Genomic DNA, 25,926 nt, shown 5'->3' on the forward strand with positions numbered 1-25,926 from the left:
TGCAGCGCGCCGCCATACCCCTCCGCAACACCCCTATCCGCACGCCCCGATCTCGCCGCACGCCGTGCAGAAATCGCAGCCGTCTTTGCGGATCACAGCATTCGCGCCACACGATCCACACTTGCGCCCGAGCATCGCGTGCGGCGCGCCGAACGTGGCGTCGGACGGGAGGGCGTTGGCGCCGTCCAGCACCTGCTCCCCGGATCGCGCCAGCGTGTCGCGCGCGGTCGCCTGCGCTTGCGCCGGGCGATTGGCTCGCCGCACTTCGTTGTACTGCTGCGCGAGCAGCCGCGTTGGCACCTGGCGCCCTTCAGCGTCGAGAAAGCCACGCCGATGCAGGATCTGCTGGATCGCGTAGGCAATCGCCGCCACCTCCGAGTCGTGCCAGAGTGGCGTGCGCTGTCCGTCGAGGCGCTGCGTTTCGCCGTAACGCACCTGGCCGCGATCCCACGACACCTTGCGCAAATCCTGCAGGTTGCGCGCGACGAAGCCACCGCGCGCGGCGAGCGACAGCGAGCGCATGGTCGCCGTGATCCACTGCTGCGACTCGTCGCGCTGGCCGACCGGGATGAAGAACTCGATGGGGCGCTCGATCGTCACCGATTCGCCGCCCACCTGGCCCGTCACTTCGAGGAACGATACCGCTACGTAGAGCGACACCTTGCCGGTCTGCGTGAGGTACTCGATCTTTTCGATCACGGCCGGCAACTCGCCTTTGGGCCGGTGATCGATCGCCACGCGCAGCGGATCGTGCAGCGGCTCGGCGAGCGTGTCCTCGGCGACAGGCAGCGTCTGCAGTACGGCGCCGAGCGTCTCGTTCGGCCGGTACGTGGCGAGTCCCTTCAGGCCGCGCCGCCACGCGTCGAGGTAGAGTCCTTCGAACGCCTCGAATGGATAATCGGCGGGCACGTTGACGGTCTTCGAGATCGACGTGTCGACGAACGGCTGCACGGCCGCCATCATCGCGATGTGTTCCTGCGCGCTCATTTGCAGCGCGCTCACGAAGTAGCCCGGCAGCGCGTTCACGTCGCCGCCGAGCGTGTGATACAGGCGCCACGCGTGGTCTTCGACGGTGAACGTCTCGTTCGTGCCATCGTTCATGCGGCGCGTGCGTTGATAGGTCCACGAGAACGCGGGCTCGATGCCGTTCGAAACGTTGTCGGCGAAGGCGAGGCTCACGGTGCCCGTCGGCGCGATCGACAGGAGGTGGCTGTTGCGGATGCCGTGCGTGCGGATGGCTTCCTTGATGTCGTCGGGCAGGCGCGAGGCGAAGGTGCCTTCTTCAAGGTAGGTCCTGGAGTCGAACAGCGGAAACGCGCCGCGCTCGCGCGCGAGTTCGACCGATGCGCGATAGGCCGCATCGCGCATCGTGCGGCCCACGCGTGCTCCGAACGCGCAACCGTCCTTGGAGTTGTAGCGGATGCCGAGCATGACGAGCGTATCGCCGAGCCCCGTAAAGCCCACGCCGATCCGCCGCTTCGCCGCGGCCTCGGCGCGCTGCTCATCGAGCGGCCAGAGCGTGACGTCCAGTACGTTGTCGAGAAAGCGCACCTGCGTGGCCGTGCGCTCCGCGAGCGCGTCCCAATCGAATGACGGTGTGCCACCCTTTAGCTGGACGAACGGATCGACGACGAAGCGCGTGAGATCGAGCGGTCCGAGATTGCAGCAGCCATACGCCGGCAACGGCTGCTCGCCGCACGGATTCGTCGCGCGGATCGATTCCAGCGAGCGCAGATTGTTGTCCTCGTTCATGCGCGAGATGAACACGACGCCGGGCTCCGCGATGTCGTAGGTCGAGCGCATGATCGTGTCCCACAGATCCCGTGCGCGCTTCTGCGCGTAGATCCACAGGCCGTCTTCGCGCTGCCGTACGTCGGCGGCGGCGCGCAGCGCGGGTGAGGGTTCGGCGCGATGCACCAGCTGCCACATTTCGTCGTTTTCGATGGCGCGCATGAACGCGTCGGTCACGGCCACCGACACGTTGAAGTTGTTCCAGCGCCCCTTCGAGTGCTTGGCCTCGATGAACTCGGGCAGATCGGGGTGATCGCAGTCGAGCACGGCCATCTGTGCGCCGCGCCGCGCGCCCGCGCTTTCGACTGTGCGGCACGAGGCGTCGAACACGTCGATATAGCTGCACGGCCCCGAGGCGCTCGATCCGGTCGAGTGGACGTGCGCGCCACGCGGGCGGATCGCCGAGAAGTTGTAGCCCACGCCGCCGCCGCGCCGCATCGTTTCGGCGGCCTGCAGGAGCGCGACGTAGATGCCCGGGCGGCCTTCGGTGTCGGTGCCCTGGATGCTGTCGCCGACGGGCTGCACGAAGCAGTTGATGAGCGTCGCCGCGATACCGGTGCCCGCCGCGCTCATGATGCGCCCCGCGCCGAGTGCGCCGTGGCGAAGGTTGTCGGCGAAACGCGCCTCGATTTCAGCGCGGCGCTCGGGCGGCTCGGCCAGTGCGACGCCGCGCGCGACGCGAAGGTAAATGTCGTCGACGGTACGCTCGTCGCCTTTGGCGTACTTCTCGAGCATCACGTCAATTGAAAACTGCTGCGGGGTGACTCGCTGCGGGAGATGCGGCTCGTTCTCGGCCATGTGCCTGGTCCCTGGGTTGCGCCGGGCGCAAACGCCGCGCGGCGGTTGACGGGCATCGGCGGCCGACCGTGCCGGACGCCGTGCGTGTGGGATAAACCTTACCGCAGCAGAGGGCTGCGTGCACGGCAGTAAGTAGCCGCATTGACATTGCGCTACCGTTACACTGCAGGCGAAACGGGGGAGGCAGGATGGCGGAGCGGGAGCGGGCGGGTGACGAGGCGCGGGTGGTGTATCGGGACACCGTGCGTGCGGAATGGGTGGATTACAACGGCCATCTGCGCGACGCGTTCTACATGCTGATTTACAGCTATGCGACCGATGCGTTGCTCGACGCCATCGGACTCGATACAGCGCAGCGTGACGCGCGCGGTCGGTCGATGTACACGCTCGAGGCGCATTTGAACTATTTGCGTGAGATCAAAGAGGGCGCGCGCGTGCGCGTCGACGTGCGCGTGCTGGAGCACGACGCGAAGCGCGTTCGCGTGTATCTGGAGATGTATTCCGATGAGGGTGTCGAGCCGGTGTCTGCCAGCGAGCAACTGTTGTTGCACGTAGACCGGTCGGGCCCGCGCGCTGTGGCATTCGATGCCGATGTGCTGGCGCGCGTGGCCGCGCTGCAGGCCGCCGACGCCAGATTCGCGCCGAAGCACGCGGCCCGGCCCATCGGACTGACGTCGCCCCGTTCACAGTAAGGACGGGACCGCGTGTTCTGGTCGCGCGGGAGACCGATGAAGTCTGGGCGGAGCCGGCGCGCCGTTGCGGCGGATTGGCGGGCAGAAGCGGTTTATTCGACCGCGAGGTCGCTGAACACCTCGGCGGCAATCATCACGGACGCGTTGAGCGGGGCGGGACGTTCGGCCGGCTTGAACACGGCGTCGCCACGGCGGATTTTGCGGCGCGACACGGCGCATGTCCCCGACGTGTGCGCCGAACGCCGGCGCCAGCGTTGCTCGCCATAATGGCAGCGCCCCGGTTCGACCCAGCGGATCACGAGCGCGCCGTCGGTCTGTTCGAGCACTTCGATGCGCTCACCGTTGGCACCGTCTAGCGCGAGGCACGCTTTGGATTTCATTCTCGGCTCCGTAGATGGGGGGTGCCGGGACTGTAGTCCTGTGCGACGACATGCACCATGATGTCGCGGTTGAAACACTATTCCGCAATTAGCAACAATACGGGTGCGGCACGTTGCAATTAACGAAGAAATGGGGCTTTGAGCGGAATTGGGGTCAATATCCTGAGTTTGTGCAACGCAGTGTTGTCCCTGGTGCGACATGAAATGCGCGGCGGGGGCGGAGGGGACGGATTGAGAAACGCGCAAACCGGAGGAGGATGCTGGCGCGGTCCAGGTGGCCCGGGCGGGCCGTCGGAAGTGGGCTTTCTGACGCCGACCGCAACGCCGGACGCGTCCGGCGCGACGCGCTGATCGTACCCAATCCGGCAGATAGACAGTTGCGTCAATCGCGTACGAACTGGCTGGGCGCCGGTCCGTCGAATTCCAGCGAGGTTACATGATTCAACGCCCGTCTGCTCCGAACCCGGCAAACGAACACAGATTCCAGCGTGCCGCCTCGGCGACGTTGTTTGCTGCGCTGGTTCTCGTCGCGCTGATGACCGTGCTCATGGTGCTCTGGACCAACTGGTCACAGTGAGTTGAGAGCCGGGCGGGAAGGCGCTGTCTCACGCTCGGCAGGGTGCAGGTGCCACGGCGCTACGGGCGGTTTCTGGCGCGCGGCTTCGCGCTTCAGCGCACACACGCCAGCGCGTACTTGAGTGCCGCGGGCAATAGTTCGCGCCAGACCGGCCAGACGTGTCCGCCATCGATGACGCGCAGTGACGCCGGATTGCCCGCCGCGCGCAGCCGCGTGTAGAGCAGCGACGACTCGGCCACGATCGCGAGGTCGTCGTTGCCCGAGGCGATGAAGAACGGCACGCGCGAGGCCTGCGCGAAGTAGCGGTCCCATAACGCCGGGTAGTTGAGTTCGTGCCAGACGCGCGAATCGAACTGGTGCTCGCCGAATACGCCGACGCGGCGCGCCGAGGAATCCGGCGGCGGTTCGTTCGAGTAGATCGCAGGCGAGAGCAGGAGTGCACCGCAGAACGCGTCGGGATGTTCGAGCGCGAAGCGCAGCGCGCCGAAGCCGCCCATCGATACGCCGCCGATCGCGCGTCCGCTGCGTTCGTTCGACACCGCGAAGTGTGTCTCGATCTCCGGTATCAGGTCCGCGCCGAACGCCGTCTCCATTTTCTCCTTGCGATCGACGTACCAGTCCGTGCCACCCTGCGGCATCACGATCACGACCGGCGCAATCTCGTGGCGTGCGATCAGCCCATCGGTCGTGGCCTGCAGGTCGCCGTGCGTGACCCAGTCCATCGCGTCGCCGTTGTTGCCGTGCAGCAGATAGAGCACGGGATAGCGCGTGCCGTTGGCGGAATAGCCGGTCGGCAGATAGACGACGTATGACCAGTCGCGTCCAAGCGCCGTCGAATGGAATGTGTGCGTGGCGATCGTGCTGGCCGGAGCGGGCAGGGACAGTGCGGCGCCGAGTGTCGACAAAGCCAGCAGCACTGTTCGAAGGACTCTGCGCATCGCGGGGTAGCAAGACCATGTGAGGCGCCGTGGGCGCGGGGTCATTATGCTAGCAGCCCTACGGTGCGATGGGCCAGCGCAACGTTACGCGCAGGCCTTGGCCTTTGCAGGCAGCAGGCGCCTGAGCGGGTCGGAGGCGCGCGCGACGAGCAGCAGACTGCCGAGCGCGACCGCATCTGCCGCGAGGCCGAGCGGCACGTTCAGATAGCCGTCGGTGTACCAGTAGAGCATCGAGTCGACGACGAGCGAGATCACCGCGCCCGCCACGAACGAGAGCAGCCCCTTGCGGCCGACGAGGCCGATCCACGGCAGCGCCCGCGCGAGACGCTTCGCCCAGCCGTGGCGGATCAGATGCGCCGTGAGCCACGCGACGCCGAGGAAGTTCAGGACGCGGAACCAGGCGAGATTGCGCTTGAATTCGGCGTCGAGTCCGTCGCTGCCCAGGTGCAGCCGATACACCGCAGCCGCCGCGACGACGCCGAGTGCGGCGACCGTCACGATCCAGCCGAACCGGTGCGCGCTCACGCGCTGAAAGACCGGTTGCGTCCGCGCGATGACGCCGAGCACGAACAGCAACTGCCAGCCGAGCGGGTTGAAGTCCCACTGCATGTCTTCGACGTGCGGCAGATGCGGGGCCACGAGCGGCGCGAGCGCCCACAGTGCCAGGCTCCCCGCGAGCAGCAGCCAGGGCTTCGTGCGCGCGAGCGGCAGCGCCAGCGGTGCGCCGAGCGCGAACCACGCGTACATCGGCAACACACCGGCCAGATACGGCTGACGGCGCAGCAGCACGATGTCGCGCAACGCGGCAGCGGGGGCGAGCGTCAGATCGTCGAGGTCGTCGACGGTGAGGTTGGGGGCGTCGACGTTGCAGGCGAGCAGGATCGCGGAAACCACCAGCATGAGCACCGCGGTGACGACGAAGGCGCGGTAGATCTCGAACGAGCGGCGAATGAAGCGCCGGCGCGCGACGGCCTCGGTTTTGCGCGCGCAGAGCGAGGCCCAGGCGGTGGCTGTCGCGTAGCCGCCGAGAAAGACGAAGACTTCGGCTGCGTCGCAGAGTGCATAGGCGTGGAGCGTAACCCGCGAGAGGATGCTGCCGCCGATGTGATCGACGACGATGACGAGCAGGACGAGACCGCGGAAAAAATCGAGTTCTACGAGACGACTGGAGGACTGTGACATGGATCTGGCAAACGGGCCGTGTCTATCTGCGATGGGCAGCGGCCGTCAGGCGCCGGGGATCGCGATGGAGTGGCTGGTTTGGCCGTGGAGCGAACGAGTGAAGACGAAAGACCGGAATGCGAAGAAAGGGTTCCGGAGAACCTACTCACCGCTTGGGCTGAGTTAAGGCGATGCTACATTGATCTCAAAAAGCTTTCAGCGCGGCGCATGTCTATTCAAGTTCCGCGGAGCTTGTGCCGATAAGGACTTAATGGGCGTACGCGCCGCATCTTTCCGGCGTGCTGTCACGATCGGCAGATTGCGGTTGGTGGCGTTTGTATCAGAGGTATCAGAGTGTTTTGGGTTGTCTGGGCAATGTGAAATCTGCTTTACAATGCCGAGTCAATTTTGAGATTGCAGTCGCTTGTTCGATTCGGGTGACTTTGCGGTGGAAGAGGCCTTCTTTTCGAAGAAAGAAGGCAATTTGGATGCAGATAGATGCGGGCCGGGCAGGGGTGAACGCCGGATCGACGTCACGACGGGAGCGCGCCAGACGCAGCACACCGCACCGCGACTACCCGCACATCGCGCATCGTCCGCCGCTTCTACAGCAGGAGGCGAACATGTTCAAAGATCGTAGCGGCCAGCGTGCCAACGGTCTGAAGACTTTCTGGGCCGGCATTGGAATCGCGGCCCTGCTGGCTGGTTGTGCCAATATCGACCAGCAGCAACAGCCGCCGCAGCCACAGCCGGACCCGACTGCGTCGGCCGACCCGGCTTCGGGGCCAGCGGCTGACGCGGCGTCCGGTGGGGTTCAGGCGGACGCATCCGCATCTGCGTCTGGACCGACCACGAAGGTCGTGATGAAGACGACCTTCTATCGCGTGCGGCACGGCGATTCATTACCGAAGATCGCGAAGAGTCACGGCTGCTCCGTGAAGGACCTGCAGGCCTGGAACCATATCAAGTCGGGCCATCTGCGTACGGGGCAGTCGCTGAAGATCGTGTCGAAGCAGACCATTACCGTGCAGGCCACGGCTGCGGCCGGTGCGTCCACGGGCGGTGCGTCGACGAGTCCGGCCGAAAGCCGCGCAGTGGCGGCCGAGGTCAACCGTCATGCGCGCAGCGTTGCGCTGGTGTGGCCCGCACAGGGACAGATCGTCGAAGGGTTCCAGGCTGGTACGACGCGCGGCATTGAGATCGCGGGCAAGGCGGGAGACCCCGTGCGCGCCGCGGCCGACGGCAAGGTGATGTACGCCGGCACGGGTCTCAACGAGTACGGCAGCCTCATCATCGTCGAGCACAACAAGGACTTTCTGACGGCGTACTCGCACAACCGCCGCCTGCTCGTCAAAACCGGCGACACGGTGCGTCAGGGGCAGCAGATCGCGGAGATGGGCAGCGAGAATAACAATCGCGTTGCCGTTCTGTTCGAAGTGCGCCGCGACGGCAAGCCGGTCAATCCGATGACGTACCTGCCGCCGCAGAGTTGATCGTCGGGCGCCGGAGCTTGAGTCCCGGCGCGCGAAACCTCTCCTGAATGCGAAAACGCCGCCCCCGCGACAACCCGCGGGGGCGGCGTTCGTTCGTCTCGCGACCGGGGCGCGTCGGAACGCGCCAACCGGCACGCCTTAGAGCAGGTCCCCTTGAGGGACGCGCACCGAGCCTTCCATCAGCACACGTGCGCTACGGCTCATGATGGCCTTCTTGACCACCCATTCACCGCCTTCCTCGCTCGCCTCGGCGCCCACGCGCAGCGTGCCCGACGGATGGCCGAAACGTACCGCACTGCGTTCGCCGCCACCCGCAGCGAGATTGACGAGCGTGCCGGGAATCGCTGCTGCCGTGCCGATCGCCACGGCGGCCGTGCCCATCATGGCGTGGTGCAGCTTGCCCATCGACATTGCGCGCACGAGCAGGTCGGCGTCCTCGACGCCTACGCGCTTGCCGCTCGACGCCGTGTAGGCCTGCGACTTCGCGACGAACGCGATTTTGGGCGTGTGCTGGCGCGTGGCGATCTCGTCGAGTTGCTTGATGAGACCCATGCGCAGCGCACCGTAGGCGCGGATCGTCTCGAATTTCTTGAGCGCTGCGGCGTCGCTGTTGATCGCTTCCTGAAGTTCGGTGCCGGTGTAGCCGATTGCCTCGGCGTTCACGAAGATGGTCGGGATGCCTGCGTTGATCATCGTCGCCTTGAGCGTGCCAACGCCCGGCACTTCGAGGTCGTCGACGAGATTCCCTGTGGGGAACATCGCGCCGCCCGCGCCTTCTTCTTCGGCCGCGGGGTCCATGAATTCGAGCTGCACTTCAGCGGCGGGGAAGGTCACACCGTCGAGTTCGAAGTCGCCCGTTTCCTGCACCTGGCCGTTCGTGACGGGCACATGCGCGATGATGGTCTTGCCGATATTCGCCTGCCAGATGCGCACCACGGCGATGCCGTTGTCAGGTACGCGGCCCGGGTCGACCAGGCCGTTGCTGATTGCAAACGGACCGACTGCCGCCGAGAGATTGCCGCAGTTGCCGCTCCAGTCGACGAACGCGCGGTCGATGGCGACCTGGCCGAACAGGTAGTCGACGTCGTGATCGGGCCGGCTGCTTTTCGCGACGATCACCGTCTTGCTCGTGCTCGATGTCGCGCCGCCCATGCCATCGATCTGCTTGCCGTAGGGGTCGGGGCTGCCGATCACGCGCATGAGAAGCTTGTCGCGCGCGACGCCGGGTTGCTGCGCCGCTGCGGGCAGGTCTTGCAGACGAAAGAACACGCCTTTGCTGGTGCCGCCACGCATGTAGGTGGCGGGGATTTTGATCTGGGGCTGGTGTGCCATGTCGAGTCCTGAAATAGGAGGGGCGGTACGTCGCCGTACCGCCCGATCTTTCCGTCTTGGGCCAGCGCGCGCTTACGCGGCCGACTTCGACGATTCGAGGAAGTCCTGAGCGAAGCGTTGCAGCACGCCGCCCGCTTCGTAGATCGAGACTTCTTCTGCCGTGTCGAGGCGGCAGGTCACGGGGACTTCGACGCGTTCGCCGTTCTTGCGGCGAATCACGAGCGTGAGGTCGGCGCGCGGCGTGCGCTCGCCGGTTACGTCGAAGGTTTCCGTGCCGTCGATGCCCAGCGTCGTGCGGTTCGTGCCCGGCTTGAACTCCAGCGGCAGCACGCCCATGCCGATGAGGTTCGTGCGGTGAATGCGCTCGAACCCTTCCGCGACGATGACTTCCACGCCCGCAAGACGCACACCCTTGGCCGCCCAGTCGCGCGACGAACCCTGACCGTAATCCGCGCCCGCGATGATGATGAGCGGCTGCTTGCGGTCCATGTAGGTTTCGATAGCTTCCCACATGCGCGTAACCTTGCCTTCCGGCTCGATGCGCGCAAGCGAACCCTTCTTCACGGCGCCATCTACGACCGCCATCTCATTGATGAGCGTCGGGTTCGCGAAGGTCGCGCGCTGCGCCGTGAGGTGGTCGCCGCGGTGCGTCGCGTACGAGTTGAAGTCCTCTTCGGGCAAGCCCATCTTCGCGAGGTACTCGCCCGCCGCGCTGTTAAGCAGGATCGCGTTCGACGGCGAGAGGTGATCGGTCGTGATGTTGTCGCCGAGCACGGCGAGCGGACGCAGGCCCTTGAGCGTGCGCTCGCCCGCGAGCGCGCCTTCCCAGTACGGCGGGCGGCGGATATACGTGCTCTGTGCGCGCCAGTCGTAAAGCGGATCGGTGCTCTCGCCGTTCGAGGCGGTGGCCGCGAACATCGGTTCGTAGACCTTGCGGAACTGTTCCGGCTTCACGCTCTGCGCGACGATCGCGTCGATTTCCTCGTCGGTCGGCCAGAGGTCCTTCAGGTAGACGGGCTTGCCGTTCTGATCCGTGCCGAGCGAATCCTTTTCGATGTCGAAGCGGATCGTGCCCGCAATCGCATAGGCCACGACGAGCGGCGGCGACGCAAGGAACGCCTGCTTCGCGTAGGGGTGAATGCGGCCGTCGAAGTTGCGGTTGCCCGAGAGCACGGCGGTCGCGTACAGATCGCGGTCGATGATCTCTTGCTGGATCTTCGGATCGAGCGCGCCAGACATGCCGTTACACGTCGTGCAGGCAAACGCGACGATGCCGAAGCCGAGTTTCTCCAGATCCGGCAGCAGCTTTGCCTCTTCCAGGTAAAGTTCGACAGCCTTCGATCCAGGAGCCAGCGACGACTTCACCCACGGCTTGCGCGTGAGGCCGCGCGCGTTCGCATTGCGTGCGAGCAGGGCGGCTGCGATCACGTTGCGCGGATTGCTCGTGTTCGTGCAGCTCGTGATGGCGGCGATGACGACCGCGCCATCCGGCATCTGGCCCGGCACTTCTTCCCACTGGCCAGCGATGCCACGCTCGGCGAGCGCGGAAGTCGGCAAGCGCTTGTGCGGATTCGACGGACCGGCCATGTTGCGCACGACGCTCGACAGGTCGAACGTGAGCGTGCGCTCGTATTGCGCGTGCTTCAGCGTATCGGCCCAGAGGCCCGCGGCTTTCGCGTAGGTCTCGACGAGCTGGACCTGTTGCTCCTCGCGGCCCGTGAGGCGCAGATAGTCGAGCGTCTGGCCGTCGATGAAGAACATCGCCGCCGTCGCGCCGTATTCGGGCGCCATGTTCGAAATCGTTGCGCGGTCGCCGAGCGTGAGGCTCGCCGCGCCCTCGCCGCGAAACTCCAGGTACGCGCCGACGACCTTTTCCTTGCGCAGGAATTCGGTGAGCGCGAGCACGACGTCGGTGGCGGTGATGCCCGGCTGACGCTTGCCGGTCAGCTCCACGCCGACGATATCGGGCAGCCGCATCCACGACGCGCGCCCGAGCATGACGTTCTCGGCTTCGAGACCGCCCACGCCGATGGCGATGACGCCAAGTGCGTCGACGTGCGGCGTGTGGCTGTCCGTGCCGACGCAGGTGTCGGGGTAGGCGACGCCATCGGTGACGCCGATCACGGGCGACATCTTCTCCAGATTGATCTGGTGCATGATGCCGTTGCCGGGCGGAATCACGTCGACGTTCTTGAACGCCTTCTTCGTCCAGTTGATGAAGTCGAAGCGGTCTTCGTTACGACGGTCTTCGATCGCGCGGTTTTTCGCGAACGCGTCGGGATCGAAGCCGCCGCACTCCACAGCGAGCGAGTGATCGACGATCAGTTGCACCGGCACGACCGGATTCACTTTCGCCGGGTCGCCACCTTGATCGGCGATGGCGTCGCGCAGGCCTGCGAGGTCGACGAGCGCGGTTTGCCCGAGGATGTCGTGGCACACGACGCGCGCGGGGAACCACGGAAAGTCGAGGTCGCGGCGGCGCTCGATCAGTTGCTTGAGCGAGGCGGTGAGGGTAGCCGGGTCGCAGCGGCGCACGAGGTTTTCGGCGAGCACGCGCGAGGTGTACGGCAACGTGTCATAAGCGCCGGGCTGGATGGCCTCAACGGCTTCGCGCGCGTCGAAGTAATCGAGCCGGGTGCCCGGAAGGGACTTGCGGTAGGCGGAGTTCACGGCTTGGGGACGAATGGAGTGTGGATCGGGGGACGCGATGGCGCCACTTTACGCCGCTTTACCTGCGGCTCCCACCTGGCCGGACGGCTAACGGAGCCATCCGGCCAGCGGCGGGGATCAGCGCTTAGCGCTTGCCAATAGGCACGAACTTCAGATTGTCCGGCCCGGTGTAATTGGCGCTCGGGCGGATGATCTTGTTGTCGACGCGCTGCTCGATGATGTGCGCGCTCCAGCCTGCCGTGCGCGCGATCACGAAGAGCGGCGTGAACATCGCGGTGGGCACGCCCATCATGTGATACGAAACGGCGCTGAACCAGTCGAGGTTCGGGAACATCTTCTTGATGTCCCACATGATCGTTTCGAGGCGCTCGGCGATGTCGAAGAGCTTCAGGTTCGACTGCTCTTTCGAGAGCTTGCGCGCGACTTCCTTGATGACCTTGTTGCGCGGATCCGAAATCGTATAGACCGGATGGCCAAAGCCGATCACGACTTCCTTCGCTTCCACGCGGCGGCGGATATCGGCTTCCGCTTCGTCCGGATTGCCGTAGCGCGACTGGATGTCGAACGCGACTTCATTTGCGCCGCCGTGCTTCGGTCCGCGCAACGCGCCGATCGCGCCGGTGATCGCCGAATAGATATCCGAGCCCGTGCCCGCGATCACGCGTCCCGTGAACGTCGAGGCGTTGAACTCGTGCTCGGCGTACAGGTTCAACGAGACGTGCATCGCGTCGACCCACGACTTCGACGGCTCGCGGCCATGCAGCAGGTGCAGGAAGTGGCCGCCGATCGAATCGTCGTCGGTTTCGACTTCGATGCGCTTGCCGTTGTGCGAATAGTGGTACCAGTACAGCAGCATCGAGCCGAGCGACGCCATCAGGCGGTCGGCGATATCGCGTGCGCCCGGCAGGTTGTGGTCGTCCTTCTCCGGCAGCACGGTGCCGAGCACCGACACGCCGGTGCGCATCACGTCCATCGGATGCGCCGAGGCGGGCACCCATTCGAGCGCTGCCTTCACGTTGGCGGGCAGGCCGCGCAGTGCCTTGAGCTTCGTCTTGTAGCTGACGAGTTCAGCCGCGTTCGGCAGTTTGCCGTGCACGAGCAGGTACGCGACTTCTTCGAATTCGCACGCGGTGGCGAGATCGAGAATGTCGTAGCCGCGGTAGTGCAGGTCATTGCCGGTGCGGCCGACGGTGCACAGCGCCGTGTTGCCCGCCGTCACGCCCGACAGGGCAACCGACTTCTTCGGCTTGAAAGCGCCCGCTGCGGGGACGCTCTTGTCTGCTTCGCTCATGGTGTCTTCCTTCGTGTCTCTTTAATGGGCCAGATTCATTTCTTCGCGGCAAAAAGCGCGTCGAGCTTGTCTTCGTAGGCGTGATAGCCGAGGTACTTGTAGAGGTCGTCACGCGACTGCATCGTCGAAACGGCAGCCTTTTGCGTGCCGTCGCGGCGCACTGTTTCGTAGAAGTTCAGCGCCGCCGCGTTCATCGCGCGATACGCGCCGCAGCAATAGAGCACGATATCCACGTTCGCGCTCTTCATCTCGTCGAGGGTGTAAAGCGGGGTCGAGCCGAACTCGGTCAGATTCGCGAGGATCGGCACCTTCACCGCGGCCTTGAAGCGGCGGTAGTCGTCGAGGGTCTTCATCGCCTCGGGGAAGACCATGTCCGCGCCCGCTTCGACGTAGGCCACTGCGCGCTCGATGGCCGAATCGATGCCTTCCACCGCGGCCGCGTCCGTGCGTGCCATGATCACGAACTGGTCATCGGTGCGTGCATCGACGGCGGCTTTCACGCGGTCCACCATTTCGTCGATCGCGACGACTTCCTTGTTCGGGCGATGGCCGCAGCGTTTCTGGCCGACCTGGTCTTCGAGGTGCACGGCGGCGACGCCTACCTTGATGAACGACTTGATCGTGCGCGCGATGTTGAATGCGCCGCCCCAGCCGGTGTCGATGTCGACCATCAGCGGGATGTCGACGGCGTCGGTGATGCGGCGCGCGTCGGTGAGCACATCGTCCATCGTGCTGATGCCGAGGTCGGGCACGCCGAGCGAGTTGGCGGCCACGCCGCCACCCGAAAGGTAGAGGGCCTTGAAGCCGGTGGCTTGTGCGAGCTTGGCGGCATACGCGGTGATCGCTCCGACTACCTGAAGCGGTTGTTCTGCGGCCACTGCGGCACGAAATTTCGCGCCGGCGCTGGCGGGGGTTCTGTTGGTCATGTGTACGTCTCCGGGAAAATCGCGCTCCGGTATTGCAGATACCGTGCCAGCGCGGAATGGCACGGATAACGTGTTGATTTTGCGCTGGATTTGTCGCGACGTATCCGGCGGTGGTATTTCTGCGGTGAAATGTTGATTTCAAATCTGAAATCGTCGAGGGATAATGTGAACCTCCCGTTTCACTGCATCTGACGGTCACATCTGACAGCCATGAACCGCTTCCCGGCCCCGTCCCAGTTCCGACCCCGTGTCTGGGCAATGGGCATCAGTCGCCTGCGCGACCTGTTCCGTGATATTGCCCGCGAATACGACGATCTCGCCGATGTGCGCGTCGTCGCGCGCGGCTTCGAAGAAGCGGCCGCCGAGATTGCCGCCGCGGCGCCCGGTCAGCGGCCCGACGTCGTCGTCGCGGCGGGCTCGAACGGTACGTATCTGAAGACGCGCGTCGACGTGCCTGTCGTGCTCCTGCAGCCGACCGGCTTCGACGTGATGCAGGCACTCGCCCGCGCGCGCCGGGAGGCCGATCTCGTGGCGCTCGTCACCTACGGCGAGACACCCGTCGAAGCGCGTCGCTTCGCGAGCGCGTTCGGGCTCGATGTCGTGTTCGCGTCGTACCGCACCGTTGAAGACGCCCAGGCCTGCGTGCTTGACCTGCGCGATCGTGGTGTCGGGGCGGTCGTGGGACCCGGTCTCGTGAACGATCTCGCGGCGCGGCTCGGACTCGTGCCCTTCTTCGTCTATTCACGCCTTTCGGTGCGCGCGGCCTTCGACAATGCGCTCGAAGTCGTGCAGGCCACGTGGCGCGAGACCCAGCGGCGTCAGCGGCTCGACAGCGTGCTGCAGCATTTGCGTGACGGCGTCGTCGCGCTCGACGCGCAGGGCCGCGTCGAGGCGATCAACCAGCGGCTCGCGGCTGTGCTCGACATCGATCCCGCGGCGGCGGCCGGACAATCGCTCGCCGAACTCGCGCCGGATATTGCCTTTACGTTGCCCGAAGCCGATGGCGAATCGCTCGAAACCGTGCGTGGCGTGAGCTACGTCGTGCATCGCGGGCCGCTCGTCGACAACGGTGTGACGACCGGCGCCGTGCTGACGTTCCAGGAGTCGCGTGCCGTCGAGCGGCTCGACCGCACATTGCGAACGCGCCAGCGCTCGCCGCAGTTCGTGGCGCGTTACGCGATCGACGACCTGAGCGGCGCGACGTCGGGCATCGCCCGCGTGCGGCAGTTGGCCAAGCGCTATGCGAAGTCGGACGCTACGGTGCTGATTCGCGGCGAGAGCGGCACCGGCAAGGAGATGGTCGCGCAAGGCATCCACCGCGAGAGTGCACGGCGCGATTTTCCGTTCGTCGCGATCAATTGCGGCGCGTTTCCGGAGACGCTGCTCGAAAGCGAACTATTCGGCTACGAGGAGGGCGCATTTACGGGCGCGCGGCGCGGCGGCAAGGTGGGGCTCATCGAGGCCGCGCATCGCGGCACGCTCTTTCTCGACGAGATCGGCGAGATGCCGCTGCCGCTGCAAAGCCGCTTGCTGCGCGTGCTGCAGGAGCGTGAAGTGGTGCGTCTCGGCGCGACGGAGCCGACGCGCGTCGACGTGCGCGTGGTCGCGGCCACGCACCGCTCGCTCGCCGGGCAAATGGAGACCGGCGAGTTCCGTGCCGATCTTTACTACCGGCTGAATATCCTCAATCTTGTGATTCCACCGCTGCGCGAACGCGGCGCCGACGTCGTGCCGCTCGCGGCTGAACTGCTGCTGCAATCCGCCCGCCGCGAGCCGCGCGTGGCGTTGCGCGTGCGCACGGGCGATGCGGCCGCGCAGGTGCTCGCGCCCGTGAGCGACTTGCTCGCGCACTACGACTGGCCGGGCAACGTGCGCGAACTGCAGAATGTGGTGGAACGGATCGTGGTCGAGCTGGCCGACACGGAAGACGACGCGCTGACGCCCGAGGTGCTGCGCGCGATAGCGCCGGAAGTCTTCGAATCGCACGCGGCAGGCGATGCGGCGTTGACGCTGCGCGAGCGCAGCTTGAGCGTGGAAGCGGATGAGATCCGCGCGGCGCTGGAGGCCTGTGGTGGCGATCGCGATCGCGTGTGCGCGTTGCTCGGCATCAGCAAGACGACGCTATGGCGTCGTCTCTCCGCCGCGCGGGAGGTCAATGGCACGGCGGCCGCGGCAGGCACCGCGGCGCCTGCCGTTCCGGTGAGGCGCAAGCGGACCGCGTGACGGGGCTGGGCGGACCGGTTGTGTCAGGCGTTCTGAACGCCGCGCAGCAACTGCACGACCTGTCCGTGCAACTGCAGCACATGGGGACTCGCCTGAAGCAGCGCCTGATAGTGCTCGAAGAACTCCACCGACTCCTCGCCCGAGAACAGTGCGCGAACCGCTTGCGCGGCGGCGATGCGGTCGTCGCCCGTTGAGTCCTTCGCGTCGAGCGATTCGTCGATATTCGTGATCACGGTCGACAGCGGTGCAATCCAGCGAAAGCCCGATCCGTTGATCAACACCTGCAGGAATGCCGCGGGCGTCACCGGGCCGAACTCGCGCTCGTAGGTGGCGCGCTCGTGATCGAGGATTGCCTTGTGCACCGTGAGGAGCGGTTTGCGGACATCGTTGAGGAACTGAATCGCGCGTTGTTCGTTCATCTTGCGGCTCCTTCGCTGGGGACATCGGGCTGTGCGGACGATGGTAACGCAATGGCTGCGCGCCGTCGCGAGCTGTGCGGGACAGGCCGGACGGCGTCCTGCGCGCGTTCGGGGGCGGCGCTACACTCGACCGGTTTTCGAGGGGTGGGCGTGCGGGCAGTCGAGCGATGCGTTCGTGTGTCCTGCGCATTGCGAAACCGCGCGGGCCGACGCAGATACCATGTTGACCGGACTAGCACGATGGCAGCGAATGCAGCGAAGAAGGCCGGTTTGGCGGAGGGGCGCGGGGTGTTGTCGCCGGGGGAACGGCGTGCGCGGGCGTCTGTGTCCAGCTCCGTACCTGCACTAACACAGCCGTCCACGTTGCCGATCGTTGCGCTGCGCCGCGCGGATCTGCCCGTGGATACCGTCGAACTCGCCCGCTTCATGGTGGGCAAGTATCTGGTCCACGATTTCGCGGATGGCCGCGTCAGCGGGCGCATCGTCGAAATGGAGGCCTATCCGGTCGGCGATTCGACGGGTCACGCGTTCATCGGGCGGCGGACGTGGAACGCCTCGCTATTTCTCGAACGCGGCCATGCCTACGTTCGGCTCACTTACGGCAGCGCGTACATGCTGAACATGTCGAGCGAGGACACGGGCGTCGGCGCTGGCGTGCTGATTCGCGCGGTGGAGCCGCTCGAAGGTCTCGCGCAAATAGCGACGCGCCGTCCTGGCGTGGCGCTGCGCGACCTCGCGCGCGGGCCCGGGCGGCTTACGCGCGCGTTCGGCATCGGCGCGGCCTTCGATGGTGTCGAGCTGTGTACTGGACGTGGCCTGTGGATCGGGCGTATCGACGAACCCGCGCGGCGGGTCGGCGTGACCACGCGCATCGGGCTTTCGCGCGAAATTGAGCGGCCGTTGCGATTTTTCGAGGCGGGCAGCCGGTTTGTCAGCGGGCCACGCAAACTGCTTGCCGGTGTGGGCTAGATGCTGGCGATACACAGTGAGACGCACAGCGCCGGAACGTACGACGTATTGTTGTCCCACGCGGAAGTGTCTTTTGGCCAAATAGGTATTTGCCCTGGTCACTTATCTCCTTAGACTTTTAGCAGAGGTCCGGCGGATCGCCAGCGACCCGGCTAAGGAAATGATGGAGGTAAGTGATCATGCAATCCCGCAAGCTGATTCAGGCCACGCTCGTGGCCGCGATGGTGGCTGCTCCGGCTCTCGCATTCGCGCAGGCCGACACTGGCGCCAACGCACCCAAGACCCGTGCCGAAGTGAAGGCCGAACTGCAGCAGCTCGAACAGGCCGGCTACAACCCGTTTAGCGGGGACGAGGCCAATTATCCGCAAGACATCCAGGCCGCTGAAGCCCGCGTGACGCAGCAGCAAGGCATGGCGCAGACGACGACGCCCGCCGCCGACACAAGTGGCTACGGCACGGTGCCGGCCGGCAAGGTGCAGACCGGCCAACCGGCGACGCCGAGCCGCTCCATCTGGTCCTATCCCGAAGGTGGTTGATTCGACACATTCAGGGCGGCGCAAAGCCCGCTCTGATTGATGACACGCGAGTACGCGACGCATCACGCGATTTTCACGCGCAGAACCTCCGCCGCTGCAAGGCGGCTTCGCCCAACCCTGCCGGATTGGGCTTTTTTTGTTGCGCAGCGGCGCGGGGTTCAAACCACGGGGCGGCCAGTGATGTAGTGCTCGAGTTGCTCGATCGTGAATTGCTGCTCGGCGATGATGTCTTTCACGAGGTCGCCGATCGACACCATCCCGATCAGCTTCCCGTCGTCCAGCACGGGCAGGTGCCGCATGCGGCGCTCGGTCATTAGCGCCATGCAGTCATAGGTGGTCTGGTCGGGCTGCACGAAGCGCACGTGTGGACTCATGATGTCGCGCACGGCGGTCGTTTTTGACGACCGGTCCATCAGCACGATCTTGCGCGCGTAATCGCGCTCGGTGACGATGCCGACGATCGCATTGTCGTCGGTCACCACGAGCGCGCCGATCTGCTTTTCGGCCATCAGGCGTATTGCGTTATAGACCGAATCGGACGCGGCAATGGTGTAGACCACCTGTGCCTGCTTCGATTTGAGTACCTGTGCAACGCTTGTCATAGGGCGACTCCCTCCGGTTCGTCCTTCAGTCCTTCAGTCATTGCGTGGCGCAGCACGCCGGGCAAAACACCCTGCATGCCATCGGAAAGCACTTCCAGTATAGGTGGGCGGCCCGCATCGCGGCGTCGGGGTCTGCACGGAGGGACACATTGCGCCTGCCCGGCGGGGGAGGCCAAATGGCGGTAAACTTCGTGTCCGAACTTCAATACGGCCGTGCGCCGCTTTTACAGGCCTTTGCACCAGAACATGCCTACGCTTGACCAGTCGTCCTGCGCGGACGGCGATAACGCCAATGAATGCGTCGAACTCGACGCGACCGCCTCGCTGCCGACCCGCTATGGAACGTTCACATCCTATGTCTATCGCGTGAAGGATGGCGGTGCGGAGCATCTCGCGCTCGTGATGGGCGACGTGGGGAGCGGCGAGCCCGTGCTGACGCGGCTCCACTCCGAATGCCTGACCGGTGACGTGCTCGGCTCGTATCGCTGCGATTGCGGCGAGCAGCTCGATCTCGCGTTGCGCTACATCGCGGCCGAGGGCCGCGGCGTGCTGTTATACCTGCGTGGCCACGAGGGCCGCGGTATCGGCCTGTCGAACAAGATCCGCGCGTACGCGCTGCAGGAGCAGGGGCGCGATACCGTCGAAGCCAATCTCGACCTCGGCCTGCCCGACGACGCACGCGAATACGATTCGGCCGCTGCGATCCTGCGTCTGTTGAACGTCTCGTCGGTGCGTCTCATGAGCAACAACCCGAAGAAGTTCGACACGCTGTCGAAGCATGGCATCCCCGTGCACGAACGCGTCGCACTGGCCATTCCGACGCGCGAGGAAAACGAGCGCTATATCCGCACCAAGCAGGTCAAATTCGGCCATTACTTCGAAGAAAACGAATAATACGGGCACAAAACGTGCGGCTTCGGCAAATATGAAAGTGGTATAGGGGGAAACAATGTATAAGCGCAAAACGATGCGCACGCGGGTGCTCGCCGTCGCGGCGGCATCTGCCTGTTTTGGTCTGGCGGCGCCCAGTGCGTTTGCGCAGCAACAGGCCTATACGACCGAGGTCGTCGATGTCTTCTCCGGACCGTCCGGCGACTATCCGGTCGTGTCTCAACTCGGGCCTAATGTGCCCGTCACCGTGATGGGTTGCGTGAGCGACTACTCGTGGTGTGACGTCGCGCTGCCGGATCTGCGCGGCTGGGTCTATGCCGACTACCTCGCTTACCCCTACCAGGGCAGCTATGTGCCGGTCTATGGCTATGGCGCAACGATCGGGTTTCCGATCGTGACCTTCGCGCTCGGTGCGTACTGGGACAGCTTCTATCGCGGCCGTCCGTGGTATGGCGATCGCGATCGCTGGGCGCATGTGCCGCCGCCGCACTTTGGCGAGCGCCCGCCGGGTCGGCCGCCGGTGCGGGGCGGGCAGCCCCCAGTACATGGAGCGCCGCCGCCCGGAATGGGGTATCGTCCGTCGCCTTCCACCAGTGGACCGCGTCCTGAGCCGCAGCGTATGCCGGCGCCGCAAGGTGAAGGTGGGCGACCGTCCGCTCCGCCGCCCATGACCAACGTTCCGCGCCAGCCTGCGCCACCGCCGGCCGCGACCCGGCCTGCCGCTCCGCCGCCGCAATATGGCGGCCGTCCTTCTGAGCCGCCTGCGGGCGCTTATGGCCACGGGGCGTACGGACAGCCCGGCGGTCAGCGTGCCCCGGCACCGGCGCCGGCACCCGCTGCGCGCCCGCAAGGCGCGCCGCAGGGTGGGCACGCGCCAAGCGAGGGAAATAGCAGCCGCAACGACAACCGCCAGCAGTACTGACGCGGCAGCTTCCTTCATCTGCTTCATATGCGGGCCCCGGCGACGGGCGCCCGTGCTGACTGAGCAACGCTGGGCACCTTTACGTTGTCCGGGGTGCCGCTCTTTCGAGCGTCGATGAGCCGCCATCGCGGGTGTCATATATTCAGGAGTGCGATTTATTTACCCGGACGCGGGTGTCTATACGCTGCTGCCAATTCGACAGGATTGGCGCACTTGCCACCCAGGAGCACGTATGCGTTCGTCGCAAGGCGTCGCACATCGCGTGTGCGGTGACGGGCTCGCGTTGGCGCAAGAGCGAGCGCCAGGCAGGCTGGCGATTCTGATCGAAGGCGAAGGGGACGTTTCGCGGTGACGTCCGTGGCGACCCAGAGTCGGGCAAAGATTTTTTGGTCTACCATGGGCCAGACCCTGTTCCATGGCAACGACAGTCGCGGTGCCCTTCCATTATTTTTAAGACGGAGCGACAGTCTCGTTCCGAGCGCGCATGAGCCTATTGGGGGATCGATACCCAGCGGCAGGAGCGGCATGCATCGGGACGTGATGGTGGGGAGGGGCGCGAACGTGCTCCGGAATTCGACGCGGTCAGAGTGCGAGCCCATCCCGAAAAAATGAAAGCAAATGTAGATGCGGGGCATGATGAGAATTGCGGTACTGGATGACGATCCGGCACAAACCGACTTCGTTTGTCAAACGTTGACGGCCGCTGGCCACACATGCCACGCGTTTGCGAAGGGCGGCGATCTCGTGCGGCAGTTGCGGCGGGAGACGTTCGACCTGCTGGTGCTGGACTGGAACGTGCCCGATATGGCGGGCGACGAGATTCTGCACTGGGTGCGCCAGAGCCTCTCGACGGGCTTGCCGGTGCTTTTCATGACGAGCCGAAGCCGCGAGGTCGATATCGCGCAGATGCTCAACAGCGGCGCCGACGACTACGTGGTCAAGCCGGTTTCGCCGCTTGTGCTGCTGGCACGCGTGACCTCGCTGCTGCGCCGGGCCTATCAGCTTCATTCGCCTGCGGTGAAAGAAGTCTTCGGCGAATATGAATTCGACCTGAAGTCCCGCCAGGCGTCAGTGAGCGGCAAACCGGTCGCGCTCACCCAGAAGGAGTTCGATCTCGCTCTGCTGCTGTTCCAGCATCTGAGCCGGCCGCTTTCGCGCGCACACATTCTCGACGTGATCTGGAAACAGTCGGACGACATTCCATCGCGCACGATGGATACGCACGTCTCGGTGCTGCGCTCCAAGCTCGGTTTGCGGCCCGAAAACGGCTATCGTCTGACGCCGATCTACGGCTACGGCTATCGTCTCGAACGTATCGAAGGGGACGACGAGTGATCCCCGCCCGCTCGATGCACCCCGCCGGGAACGGGCGGGTGGCGCGTGTGTCCGCCCGGGTGGCGCCGCGGATCGTTGGCGCGCTGGTCTGCGCAGCCCTCTTTGCGACGCAGGGCGTCGAGGCGCGGCCGTCTATCAAGCCTCAGCGCACCGCGCAGCAGACGGTTATTTACGTCACGCGAGCCGGTGATTCCCTCTACGATTTTGCACAGCGTTATCTTCGCGATCCGGACGACTGGGCACAGATCGCACGTCTGAACAACGTGCGCGATCCGCGCCATCTGCAGCCGGGCATCGAGTTGCGCGTGCCGGTCGCGCTGCTGCGCCGTGACAGCCTCACTGCGAAAGTGATTGCCACTAGCGGCTCCGCACAACACGCGTACCGCGCTACGCCGGCGTTGCCGCTCGTCATTGGCGGGACGCTCACAGAGGGCGATCGGGTGCGGACTGGCAAGGACGGTTTCGCTACGCTCGAGTTTGCCGACGGCTCCCATCTCGTCATTCCGCCCAACACGTCGCTCGAACTCAGGACGCTGCGCAAGACGGCGCTCACGGGCACGACCGATCGCGTTGTCGATCTGCAGCGCGGCGAAGTCGATAGCGAAGTCACTCACGCCACTAAGAAAGATGACCGCTTCCAGATCCGTTCGCCCTCGGTGGTCGCCGGTGTGCGCGGCACGCGCTTTCGCGTGAACTATGATGGCAGCAACGGCTCGACGGCCGTGGAAGTGCTGGACGGGGCCGTCGGCGTCGATGCGGCCGCATCCGGCAAAGGTGCGCCGGCGCCGGGCGTCCCGCTCGCGGACTCGAGCCAGCTCGTCGCCGCGCGCCACGGCAGCCTGACCCGGGCCGGAGGTGCAATCGGCAGCCCGGTGGCACTGCTCGATGCGCCGTCCCTCGTGAATCCCTCGAAGATTCAGGACAACCCCAGCGTGGTGTTCGACATCGTGCCAGCGCAGGACGCGCACGGCTACCGCGTGCAGATCGGGCGCGACGCGGGTCTGCTCGACATGATCCGCGACTTGCGGTCCGATTCGCCCCGCGTCGACGCAGGCCCGCTGCCCGACGGCACGTACTTCGCGCGCGTTGCTTCGATCGATGCGAACGGTCTGCGGGGGATGCCGAACGTTTACGCATTCGAGCGCCGCAGCCTCGCGCTTGGCACGTCGGCGGGCCGGGTCGCCAACTCACGCGCCTATGCTTTCCGCTGGTTCGTCGATCGCGATGCGTCGGGTACGCAGTTTCGCTTCGTGCTCGGGACGACGCCTGACCTGCGCGCACCGGTCATCGACCGTACCGACATCAAGACGGGCGAAATCGTGATCAACGATCTGCCGAAAGGCGTCTACTACTGGACGGTGATCGCCGAGCAGTTCGAAAACGGCCGCTACTTCCAGAAGGCCAGTCCGGTCGAGTCGTTCCGGCTAGACCGGTGACGGAGCCGGCCATGAGCGTCAGGCCGCGTCTGCGTCTTGGCCGCTCGGTGGGGCGCCGGTTCCTGTACGAATGGGCCGGTGTCGGCTTCACCGGTATCGTTGTCGTGCTCCTTGGCATCGTCTGGAACTGGACGGCGGGTCCGGACGATCTTGTCTACGATTTCTTTCTCACGAAGCGTCCGCATCCGGTGTCCCCGGACATCGTGATCGTCGAAATCGACAACGCGAGTGTCGCGGCGCTCGGGCGCTGGCCCTGGCCGCGCAGCGTCCACGCGCGGCTCGCCGATCAACTTGCGCGCGCGGGCGCGGCGGCGATCGTCTACGACGTCCTGTTTACCGAACCGTCGCCGGACGATGACGCGTTTGCGCACGCAATCGCCGAGCGGCCCACCTACCTGCCGATCCTGCTGAGTTCCGCCGACGATTCGGGCATGCGTGTGGTCGATCTGCCCGTCCCGCCGCTCGCGAAAGCGGCGGCGGGCCTCGGGCACATCAATTTCGAAGTCGACAACGATGGCATCGTGCGCAGCGTAGCGATGTTCGAAGGCGACGCGCATCAGCGCTGGCCGCAGTTGATGGTGACCGTCTGGCGCGCCGTCTACGCGGGTACGATCAAGCTCGCCGGCGGCGTGCCGAACACCATGCATGGCGCGGATCTCAGCCGCGCGGGCGGTCCGGACGGCGAGGCGCGCTTTCTCATCCCGTTCAGCGCAAATGAGCACGCGTACCGCAAGGTGTCGTTCGCGCAGGTGCTCGACGGCCGCGTGCCGTCCGAGGTATTGCGCGGTCGTGTGGTGCTGGTCGGCGTCACCGCGTCGGGTCTCTACGATCGTTTCGCGACGCCGCTCTCGGGCACGCTCGGCACGTTGCCGGGCGTCTACATTCACGCGAACGTCCTGGATGCGCTGCTGACCGGCACCGCGATCAAGCCCGCCTCCACGCCGTGGATCGTGTTGGCGTCGCTCGTTCCGCTGGCGCTTATGCTGGCGGGCTTTCTCGTGCTGTCGCCGTGGCGCGCGCTGCTGCTGTCCGTGGGGCTCGGTGCTGCGTCGCTTGCCGCGAGCGCGGCGCTGCTTTACGGCGCACGCGTATGGCTGAGCCCCGTGCCTGCCGTGGTGGCGCTGGTGGTGGTCTATCCCATGTGGAACTGGCGGCGCCTGGAAATGACGATGGCGCATTTTCGCAAGTCGTTGCACCAGTTGGCCGATGAACCCTATCTGCTGCCCGAGGTCCCGACTCCTCGCCGGGAATACGCGGGCGACGCGCTCGCGCAGCAGATGGCACTGATGGCGACGGCCGCGCAGCGGCTGCAGGACATGCGGCGCTTCGTATGGGACAGCCTCGACGCGGTGCCGGAGCCGATTCTCGTCGCGGATCTGCGGGGTGTCGTGCTGATCGCGAACCATGCAGCGCGCGAGTCGCTCAACCGGATGGGTGTCGGCGCGGCGGACGGGCGCACCGTCGCGGAGGTGTTCGGTGGATTTTCGTTCGTCAAACCGATCGATCCGAATTCCGACACGATGGCCTTCGCTCACGCCCACTGGCCTTTACCGCTCGATCCGGCGCGCAAGGAATTTTCGGAACTCATGGAGCGCGGCGTTGAAGTGCGCTCGCCCGACGGCAGCGATTATCTGCTGCGCTACGCGCGTTGTATGAACGCGCAGGGTCAGGCGGTCGGCTGGATCGCGGGTCTCGTCGACGTCACTGCGTTGCATGACGCAGAGCGGCAGCGCGAGGACGCGCTGCGGCTTCTCTCGCACGATATGCGTTCGCCGCAGGCGTCGATCGTCGCGCTGGTCGAGACCGAGCGCGAGCGCGGCACGCTTGACGCCGGGCCGGTGCGCGCCGTGATGGACCGCATCGAACGTTATGCCCGGCGCTCGCTCACGCTGGCCGACGATTTCGTGCAGCTGGCGCGTGCCGAGTCGCAGGCGTATGCCCTGGAGCCTACGAGTCTGGCCGACCTCGTGATCAACGCGAGCGATGAGGTGTGGCCGCAGGCGAGTGCAAAGCAAATCCGGATTGATACGAAGTTCGAAGGAGATGAGATGGGCTGGATCAACGCCGATCGCTCGCTGATGACCCGTGCGTTGGTGAATGTCCTGAACAATGCGGTCAAATACAGCCCGCCCAATACGCGAATTGTCTGTACCGTCCGCCAGGCGATGCTGGCAGCGCCGCGCGTGATCTGTTCGATTCGCGACGAGGGCTACGGCATTGCGCTCGAGGACCAGGCGAATCTCTTCACACCGTTCCGGCGATTCCATGCCGCGCAACGGCCCGAGGTCAGCGGCGCGGGGCTTGGCATGGCGTTCGTGAAAACCGTCGTGACGCGTCATGGCGGCGAAGTCAGCGTCGAGAGCGAACCCGGTGTTGGCACCACCTTGACCATGGAGCTTCCCGCGCTCGACGCGCCCGCTTAGTTTCCGCTTAGTTCCCGCTTGGTGCCCTCCTGGTTTCCGTTTAGTACCCGTCGCCTGCGCGGCGGCAGTATCGCGGCTACCGTCACCGTGCGTGAAAATGTGTGAGCTTGCCTGCAACCGA

General features: G+C 65.4%; 21 protein-coding genes. 11 read left to right on the forward strand and 10 right to left on the reverse strand.

Annotated elements, in window-relative coordinates:
- Nucleotides 1-33: 33 nt before the first annotated feature.
- Entirely contained in the window at nt 34-2,589 is a 2,556-nt protein-coding gene (locus D1Y85_RS03300; protein ID WP_124149614.1) for an adenosylcobalamin-dependent ribonucleoside-diphosphate reductase, read from the reverse strand.
- A gap of 188 nt (nt 2,590-2,777) precedes the next feature.
- Here D1Y85_RS03300 and D1Y85_RS03305 point away from each other — a divergent pair, with 188 nt between their 5' ends.
- Nucleotides 2,778-3,281, forward strand: coding sequence for a thioesterase family protein (locus D1Y85_RS03305; protein WP_124149615.1), 504 nt, complete (start codon nt 2,778-2,780; stop codon nt 3,279-3,281).
- Between the two features lie 92 nt (nt 3,282-3,373).
- Here the strand turns inward: D1Y85_RS03305 and D1Y85_RS03310 are convergent, their stop codons facing one another.
- Nucleotides 3,374-3,661, reverse strand: coding sequence for a DUF3331 domain-containing protein (locus D1Y85_RS03310; protein WP_124149616.1), 288 nt, complete (start codon nt 3,659-3,661; stop codon nt 3,374-3,376).
- A 436-nt stretch (nt 3,662-4,097) separates the two neighbouring features.
- Between D1Y85_RS03310 and D1Y85_RS26925 the strand changes: the two genes are divergently transcribed.
- Nucleotides 4,098-4,238, forward strand: coding sequence for a hypothetical protein (locus D1Y85_RS26925; protein WP_185218888.1), 141 nt, complete (start codon nt 4,098-4,100; stop codon nt 4,236-4,238).
- 92 nt (nt 4,239-4,330) lie between these two features.
- Here the strand turns inward: D1Y85_RS26925 and D1Y85_RS03315 are convergent, their stop codons facing one another.
- On the reverse strand, nt 4,331-5,176 hold the full coding sequence (locus D1Y85_RS03315; RefSeq protein WP_124149617.1) for an alpha/beta hydrolase: 846 nt from the start codon (nt 5,174-5,176) through the stop codon (nt 4,331-4,333).
- Between the two features lie 84 nt (nt 5,177-5,260).
- Nucleotides 5,261-6,358: an OpgC domain-containing protein gene (locus tag D1Y85_RS03320; protein WP_124149618.1), complete on the reverse strand. Its 1,098-nt coding sequence runs from the start codon at nt 6,356-6,358 to the stop codon at nt 5,261-5,263.
- Nucleotides 6,359-6,960: 602 nt separating this feature from the next.
- On the opposite strand from D1Y85_RS03320, the gene D1Y85_RS03325 reads away from it, so the two are divergent.
- Nucleotides 6,961-7,830 (forward strand): peptidoglycan DD-metalloendopeptidase family protein, encoded by an 870-nt coding sequence (locus tag D1Y85_RS03325; RefSeq protein WP_124149619.1) that lies wholly within the window; start codon nt 6,961-6,963, stop codon nt 7,828-7,830.
- A 138-nt stretch (nt 7,831-7,968) separates the two neighbouring features.
- Here the strand turns inward: D1Y85_RS03325 and prpF are convergent, their stop codons facing one another.
- The 4 genes from prpF to prpB all read right to left on the reverse strand — a co-directional run bounded on the left by prpF (nt 7,969) and on the right by prpB (nt 14,049).
- Nucleotides 7,969-9,162 (reverse strand): 2-methylaconitate cis-trans isomerase PrpF, encoded by a 1,194-nt coding sequence (gene prpF, locus D1Y85_RS03330; protein ID WP_124149620.1) that lies wholly within the window; start codon nt 9,160-9,162, stop codon nt 7,969-7,971.
- Between the two features lie 72 nt (nt 9,163-9,234).
- Entirely contained in the window at nt 9,235-11,832 is a 2,598-nt protein-coding gene (acnD, locus tag D1Y85_RS03335) for a Fe/S-dependent 2-methylisocitrate dehydratase AcnD (RefSeq protein ID WP_124149621.1), read from the reverse strand.
- A 124-nt stretch (nt 11,833-11,956) separates the two neighbouring features.
- Entirely contained in the window at nt 11,957-13,123 is a 1,167-nt protein-coding gene (gene prpC, locus D1Y85_RS03340) for a bifunctional 2-methylcitrate synthase/citrate synthase (protein WP_124149622.1), read from the reverse strand.
- A 35-nt stretch (nt 13,124-13,158) separates the two neighbouring features.
- Nucleotides 13,159-14,049, reverse strand: coding sequence for a methylisocitrate lyase (prpB, locus tag D1Y85_RS03345; protein ID WP_124149623.1), 891 nt, complete (start codon nt 14,047-14,049; stop codon nt 13,159-13,161).
- Nucleotides 14,050-14,259: 210 nt separating this feature from the next.
- On the opposite strand from prpB, the gene prpR reads away from it, so the two are divergent.
- Nucleotides 14,260-16,272, forward strand: a complete 2,013-nt coding sequence (gene prpR, locus D1Y85_RS03350; protein ID WP_124149624.1) for a propionate catabolism operon regulatory protein PrpR — start codon at nt 14,260-14,262, stop codon at nt 16,270-16,272.
- Nucleotides 16,273-16,295: 23 nt separating this feature from the next.
- Here the strand turns inward: prpR and D1Y85_RS03355 are convergent, their stop codons facing one another.
- A complete protein-coding gene (locus D1Y85_RS03355) occupies nt 16,296-16,691 on the reverse strand; it encodes a hypothetical protein (protein WP_124149625.1) in 396 nt (131 codons plus the stop codon).
- 240 nt (nt 16,692-16,931) lie between these two features.
- Here D1Y85_RS03355 and D1Y85_RS03360 point away from each other — a divergent pair, with 240 nt between their 5' ends.
- Both D1Y85_RS03360 and D1Y85_RS03365 read left to right on the forward strand, forming a co-directional pair.
- Nucleotides 16,932-17,660: a DNA-3-methyladenine glycosylase gene (locus D1Y85_RS03360; protein ID WP_124149626.1), complete on the forward strand. Its 729-nt coding sequence runs from the start codon at nt 16,932-16,934 to the stop codon at nt 17,658-17,660.
- 179 nt (nt 17,661-17,839) lie between these two features.
- On the forward strand, nt 17,840-18,196 hold the full coding sequence (locus D1Y85_RS03365) for a DUF4148 domain-containing protein (RefSeq protein ID WP_124149627.1): 357 nt from the start codon (nt 17,840-17,842) through the stop codon (nt 18,194-18,196).
- A 158-nt stretch (nt 18,197-18,354) separates the two neighbouring features.
- On the opposite strand, the gene D1Y85_RS03370 is transcribed toward D1Y85_RS03365, so the two are convergent.
- On the reverse strand, nt 18,355-18,798 hold the full coding sequence (locus D1Y85_RS03370) for a CBS domain-containing protein (RefSeq protein WP_124149628.1): 444 nt from the start codon (nt 18,796-18,798) through the stop codon (nt 18,355-18,357).
- Between the two features lie 246 nt (nt 18,799-19,044).
- Here D1Y85_RS03370 and ribA point away from each other — a divergent pair, with 246 nt between their 5' ends.
- The 5 genes from ribA (at nt 19,045) to D1Y85_RS03395 (ending at nt 25,805) form a co-directional block, all read left to right on the forward strand.
- Nucleotides 19,045-19,692 (forward strand): GTP cyclohydrolase II, encoded by a 648-nt coding sequence (gene ribA / locus D1Y85_RS03375; RefSeq protein ID WP_124149629.1) that lies wholly within the window; start codon nt 19,045-19,047, stop codon nt 19,690-19,692.
- Between the two features lie 55 nt (nt 19,693-19,747).
- On the forward strand, nt 19,748-20,611 hold the full coding sequence (locus tag D1Y85_RS03380) for an SH3 domain-containing protein (protein ID WP_246024756.1): 864 nt from the start codon (nt 19,748-19,750) through the stop codon (nt 20,609-20,611).
- A 636-nt stretch (nt 20,612-21,247) separates the two neighbouring features.
- Nucleotides 21,248-21,946, forward strand: a complete 699-nt coding sequence (locus D1Y85_RS03385; protein ID WP_124149856.1) for a response regulator transcription factor — start codon at nt 21,248-21,250, stop codon at nt 21,944-21,946.
- 14 nt (nt 21,947-21,960) lie between these two features.
- On the forward strand, nt 21,961-23,382 hold the full coding sequence (locus tag D1Y85_RS03390; protein WP_124149857.1) for a FecR family protein: 1,422 nt from the start codon (nt 21,961-21,963) through the stop codon (nt 23,380-23,382).
- 11 nt (nt 23,383-23,393) lie between these two features.
- The gene (locus D1Y85_RS03395; RefSeq protein WP_124149630.1) at nt 23,394-25,805 is read left to right on the forward strand and encodes a CHASE2 domain-containing protein; all 2,412 of its coding nucleotides are present in this window, start codon (nt 23,394-23,396) and stop codon (nt 25,803-25,805) included.
- The last annotated feature ends 121 nt before the right edge of the window (nt 25,806-25,926 follow it).

Origin of the sequence: Paraburkholderia dinghuensis, assembly GCF_003837865.1 — a bacterium.
Lineage (GTDB): Bacteria > Pseudomonadota > Gammaproteobacteria > Burkholderiales > Burkholderiaceae > Paraburkholderia > Paraburkholderia dinghuensis.

Excerpts from the sequence above, each read along its gene's own strand:
- D1Y85_RS03395 (WP_124149630.1), top strand. The coding sequence starts at position 23,394 with ATGAGCGTCAGGCCGCGTCTGCGTCTTGGCCGCTCGGTGGGGCGCCGG.
- prpB (WP_124149623.1), bottom strand. The coding sequence starts at position 14,049 with ATGACCAACAGAACCCCCGCCAGCGCCGGCGCGAAATTTCGTGCCGCA.
- D1Y85_RS03365 (WP_124149627.1), top strand. The coding sequence starts at position 17,840 with ATGCAATCCCGCAAGCTGATTCAGGCCACGCTCGTGGCCGCGATGGTG.
- D1Y85_RS03370 (WP_124149628.1), bottom strand. The coding sequence starts at position 18,798 with ATGACAAGCGTTGCACAGGTACTCAAATCGAAGCAGGCACAGGTGGTC.
- D1Y85_RS03360 (WP_124149626.1), top strand. The coding sequence starts at position 16,932 with ATGGCAGCGAATGCAGCGAAGAAGGCCGGTTTGGCGGAGGGGCGCGGG.
- D1Y85_RS03380 (WP_246024756.1), top strand. The coding sequence starts at position 19,748 with ATGTATAAGCGCAAAACGATGCGCACGCGGGTGCTCGCCGTCGCGGCG.
- D1Y85_RS03390 (WP_124149857.1), top strand. The coding sequence starts at position 21,961 with ATGCACCCCGCCGGGAACGGGCGGGTGGCGCGTGTGTCCGCCCGGGTG.
- D1Y85_RS03385 (WP_124149856.1), top strand. The coding sequence starts at position 21,248 with ATGAGAATTGCGGTACTGGATGACGATCCGGCACAAACCGACTTCGTT.
- D1Y85_RS03305 (WP_124149615.1), top strand. The coding sequence starts at position 2,778 with ATGGCGGAGCGGGAGCGGGCGGGTGACGAGGCGCGGGTGGTGTATCGG.
- prpF (WP_124149620.1), bottom strand. The coding sequence starts at position 9,162 with ATGGCACACCAGCCCCAGATCAAAATCCCCGCCACCTACATGCGTGGC.
- D1Y85_RS26925 (WP_185218888.1), top strand. The coding sequence starts at position 4,098 with ATGATTCAACGCCCGTCTGCTCCGAACCCGGCAAACGAACACAGATTC.
- D1Y85_RS03325 (WP_124149619.1), top strand. The coding sequence starts at position 6,961 with ATGTTCAAAGATCGTAGCGGCCAGCGTGCCAACGGTCTGAAGACTTTC.
- ribA (WP_124149629.1), top strand. The coding sequence starts at position 19,045 with ATGCCTACGCTTGACCAGTCGTCCTGCGCGGACGGCGATAACGCCAAT.
- D1Y85_RS03315 (WP_124149617.1), bottom strand. The coding sequence starts at position 5,176 with ATGCGCAGAGTCCTTCGAACAGTGCTGCTGGCTTTGTCGACACTCGGC.
- D1Y85_RS03300 (WP_124149614.1), bottom strand. The coding sequence starts at position 2,589 with ATGGCCGAGAACGAGCCGCATCTCCCGCAGCGAGTCACCCCGCAGCAG.
- prpC (WP_124149622.1), bottom strand. The coding sequence starts at position 13,123 with ATGAGCGAAGCAGACAAGAGCGTCCCCGCAGCGGGCGCTTTCAAGCCG.
- D1Y85_RS03320 (WP_124149618.1), bottom strand. The coding sequence starts at position 6,358 with ATGTCACAGTCCTCCAGTCGTCTCGTAGAACTCGATTTTTTCCGCGGT.
- D1Y85_RS03310 (WP_124149616.1), bottom strand. The coding sequence starts at position 3,661 with ATGAAATCCAAAGCGTGCCTCGCGCTAGACGGTGCCAACGGTGAGCGC.
- prpR (WP_124149624.1), top strand. The coding sequence starts at position 14,260 with ATGAACCGCTTCCCGGCCCCGTCCCAGTTCCGACCCCGTGTCTGGGCA.
- D1Y85_RS03355 (WP_124149625.1), bottom strand. The coding sequence starts at position 16,691 with ATGAACGAACAACGCGCGATTCAGTTCCTCAACGATGTCCGCAAACCG.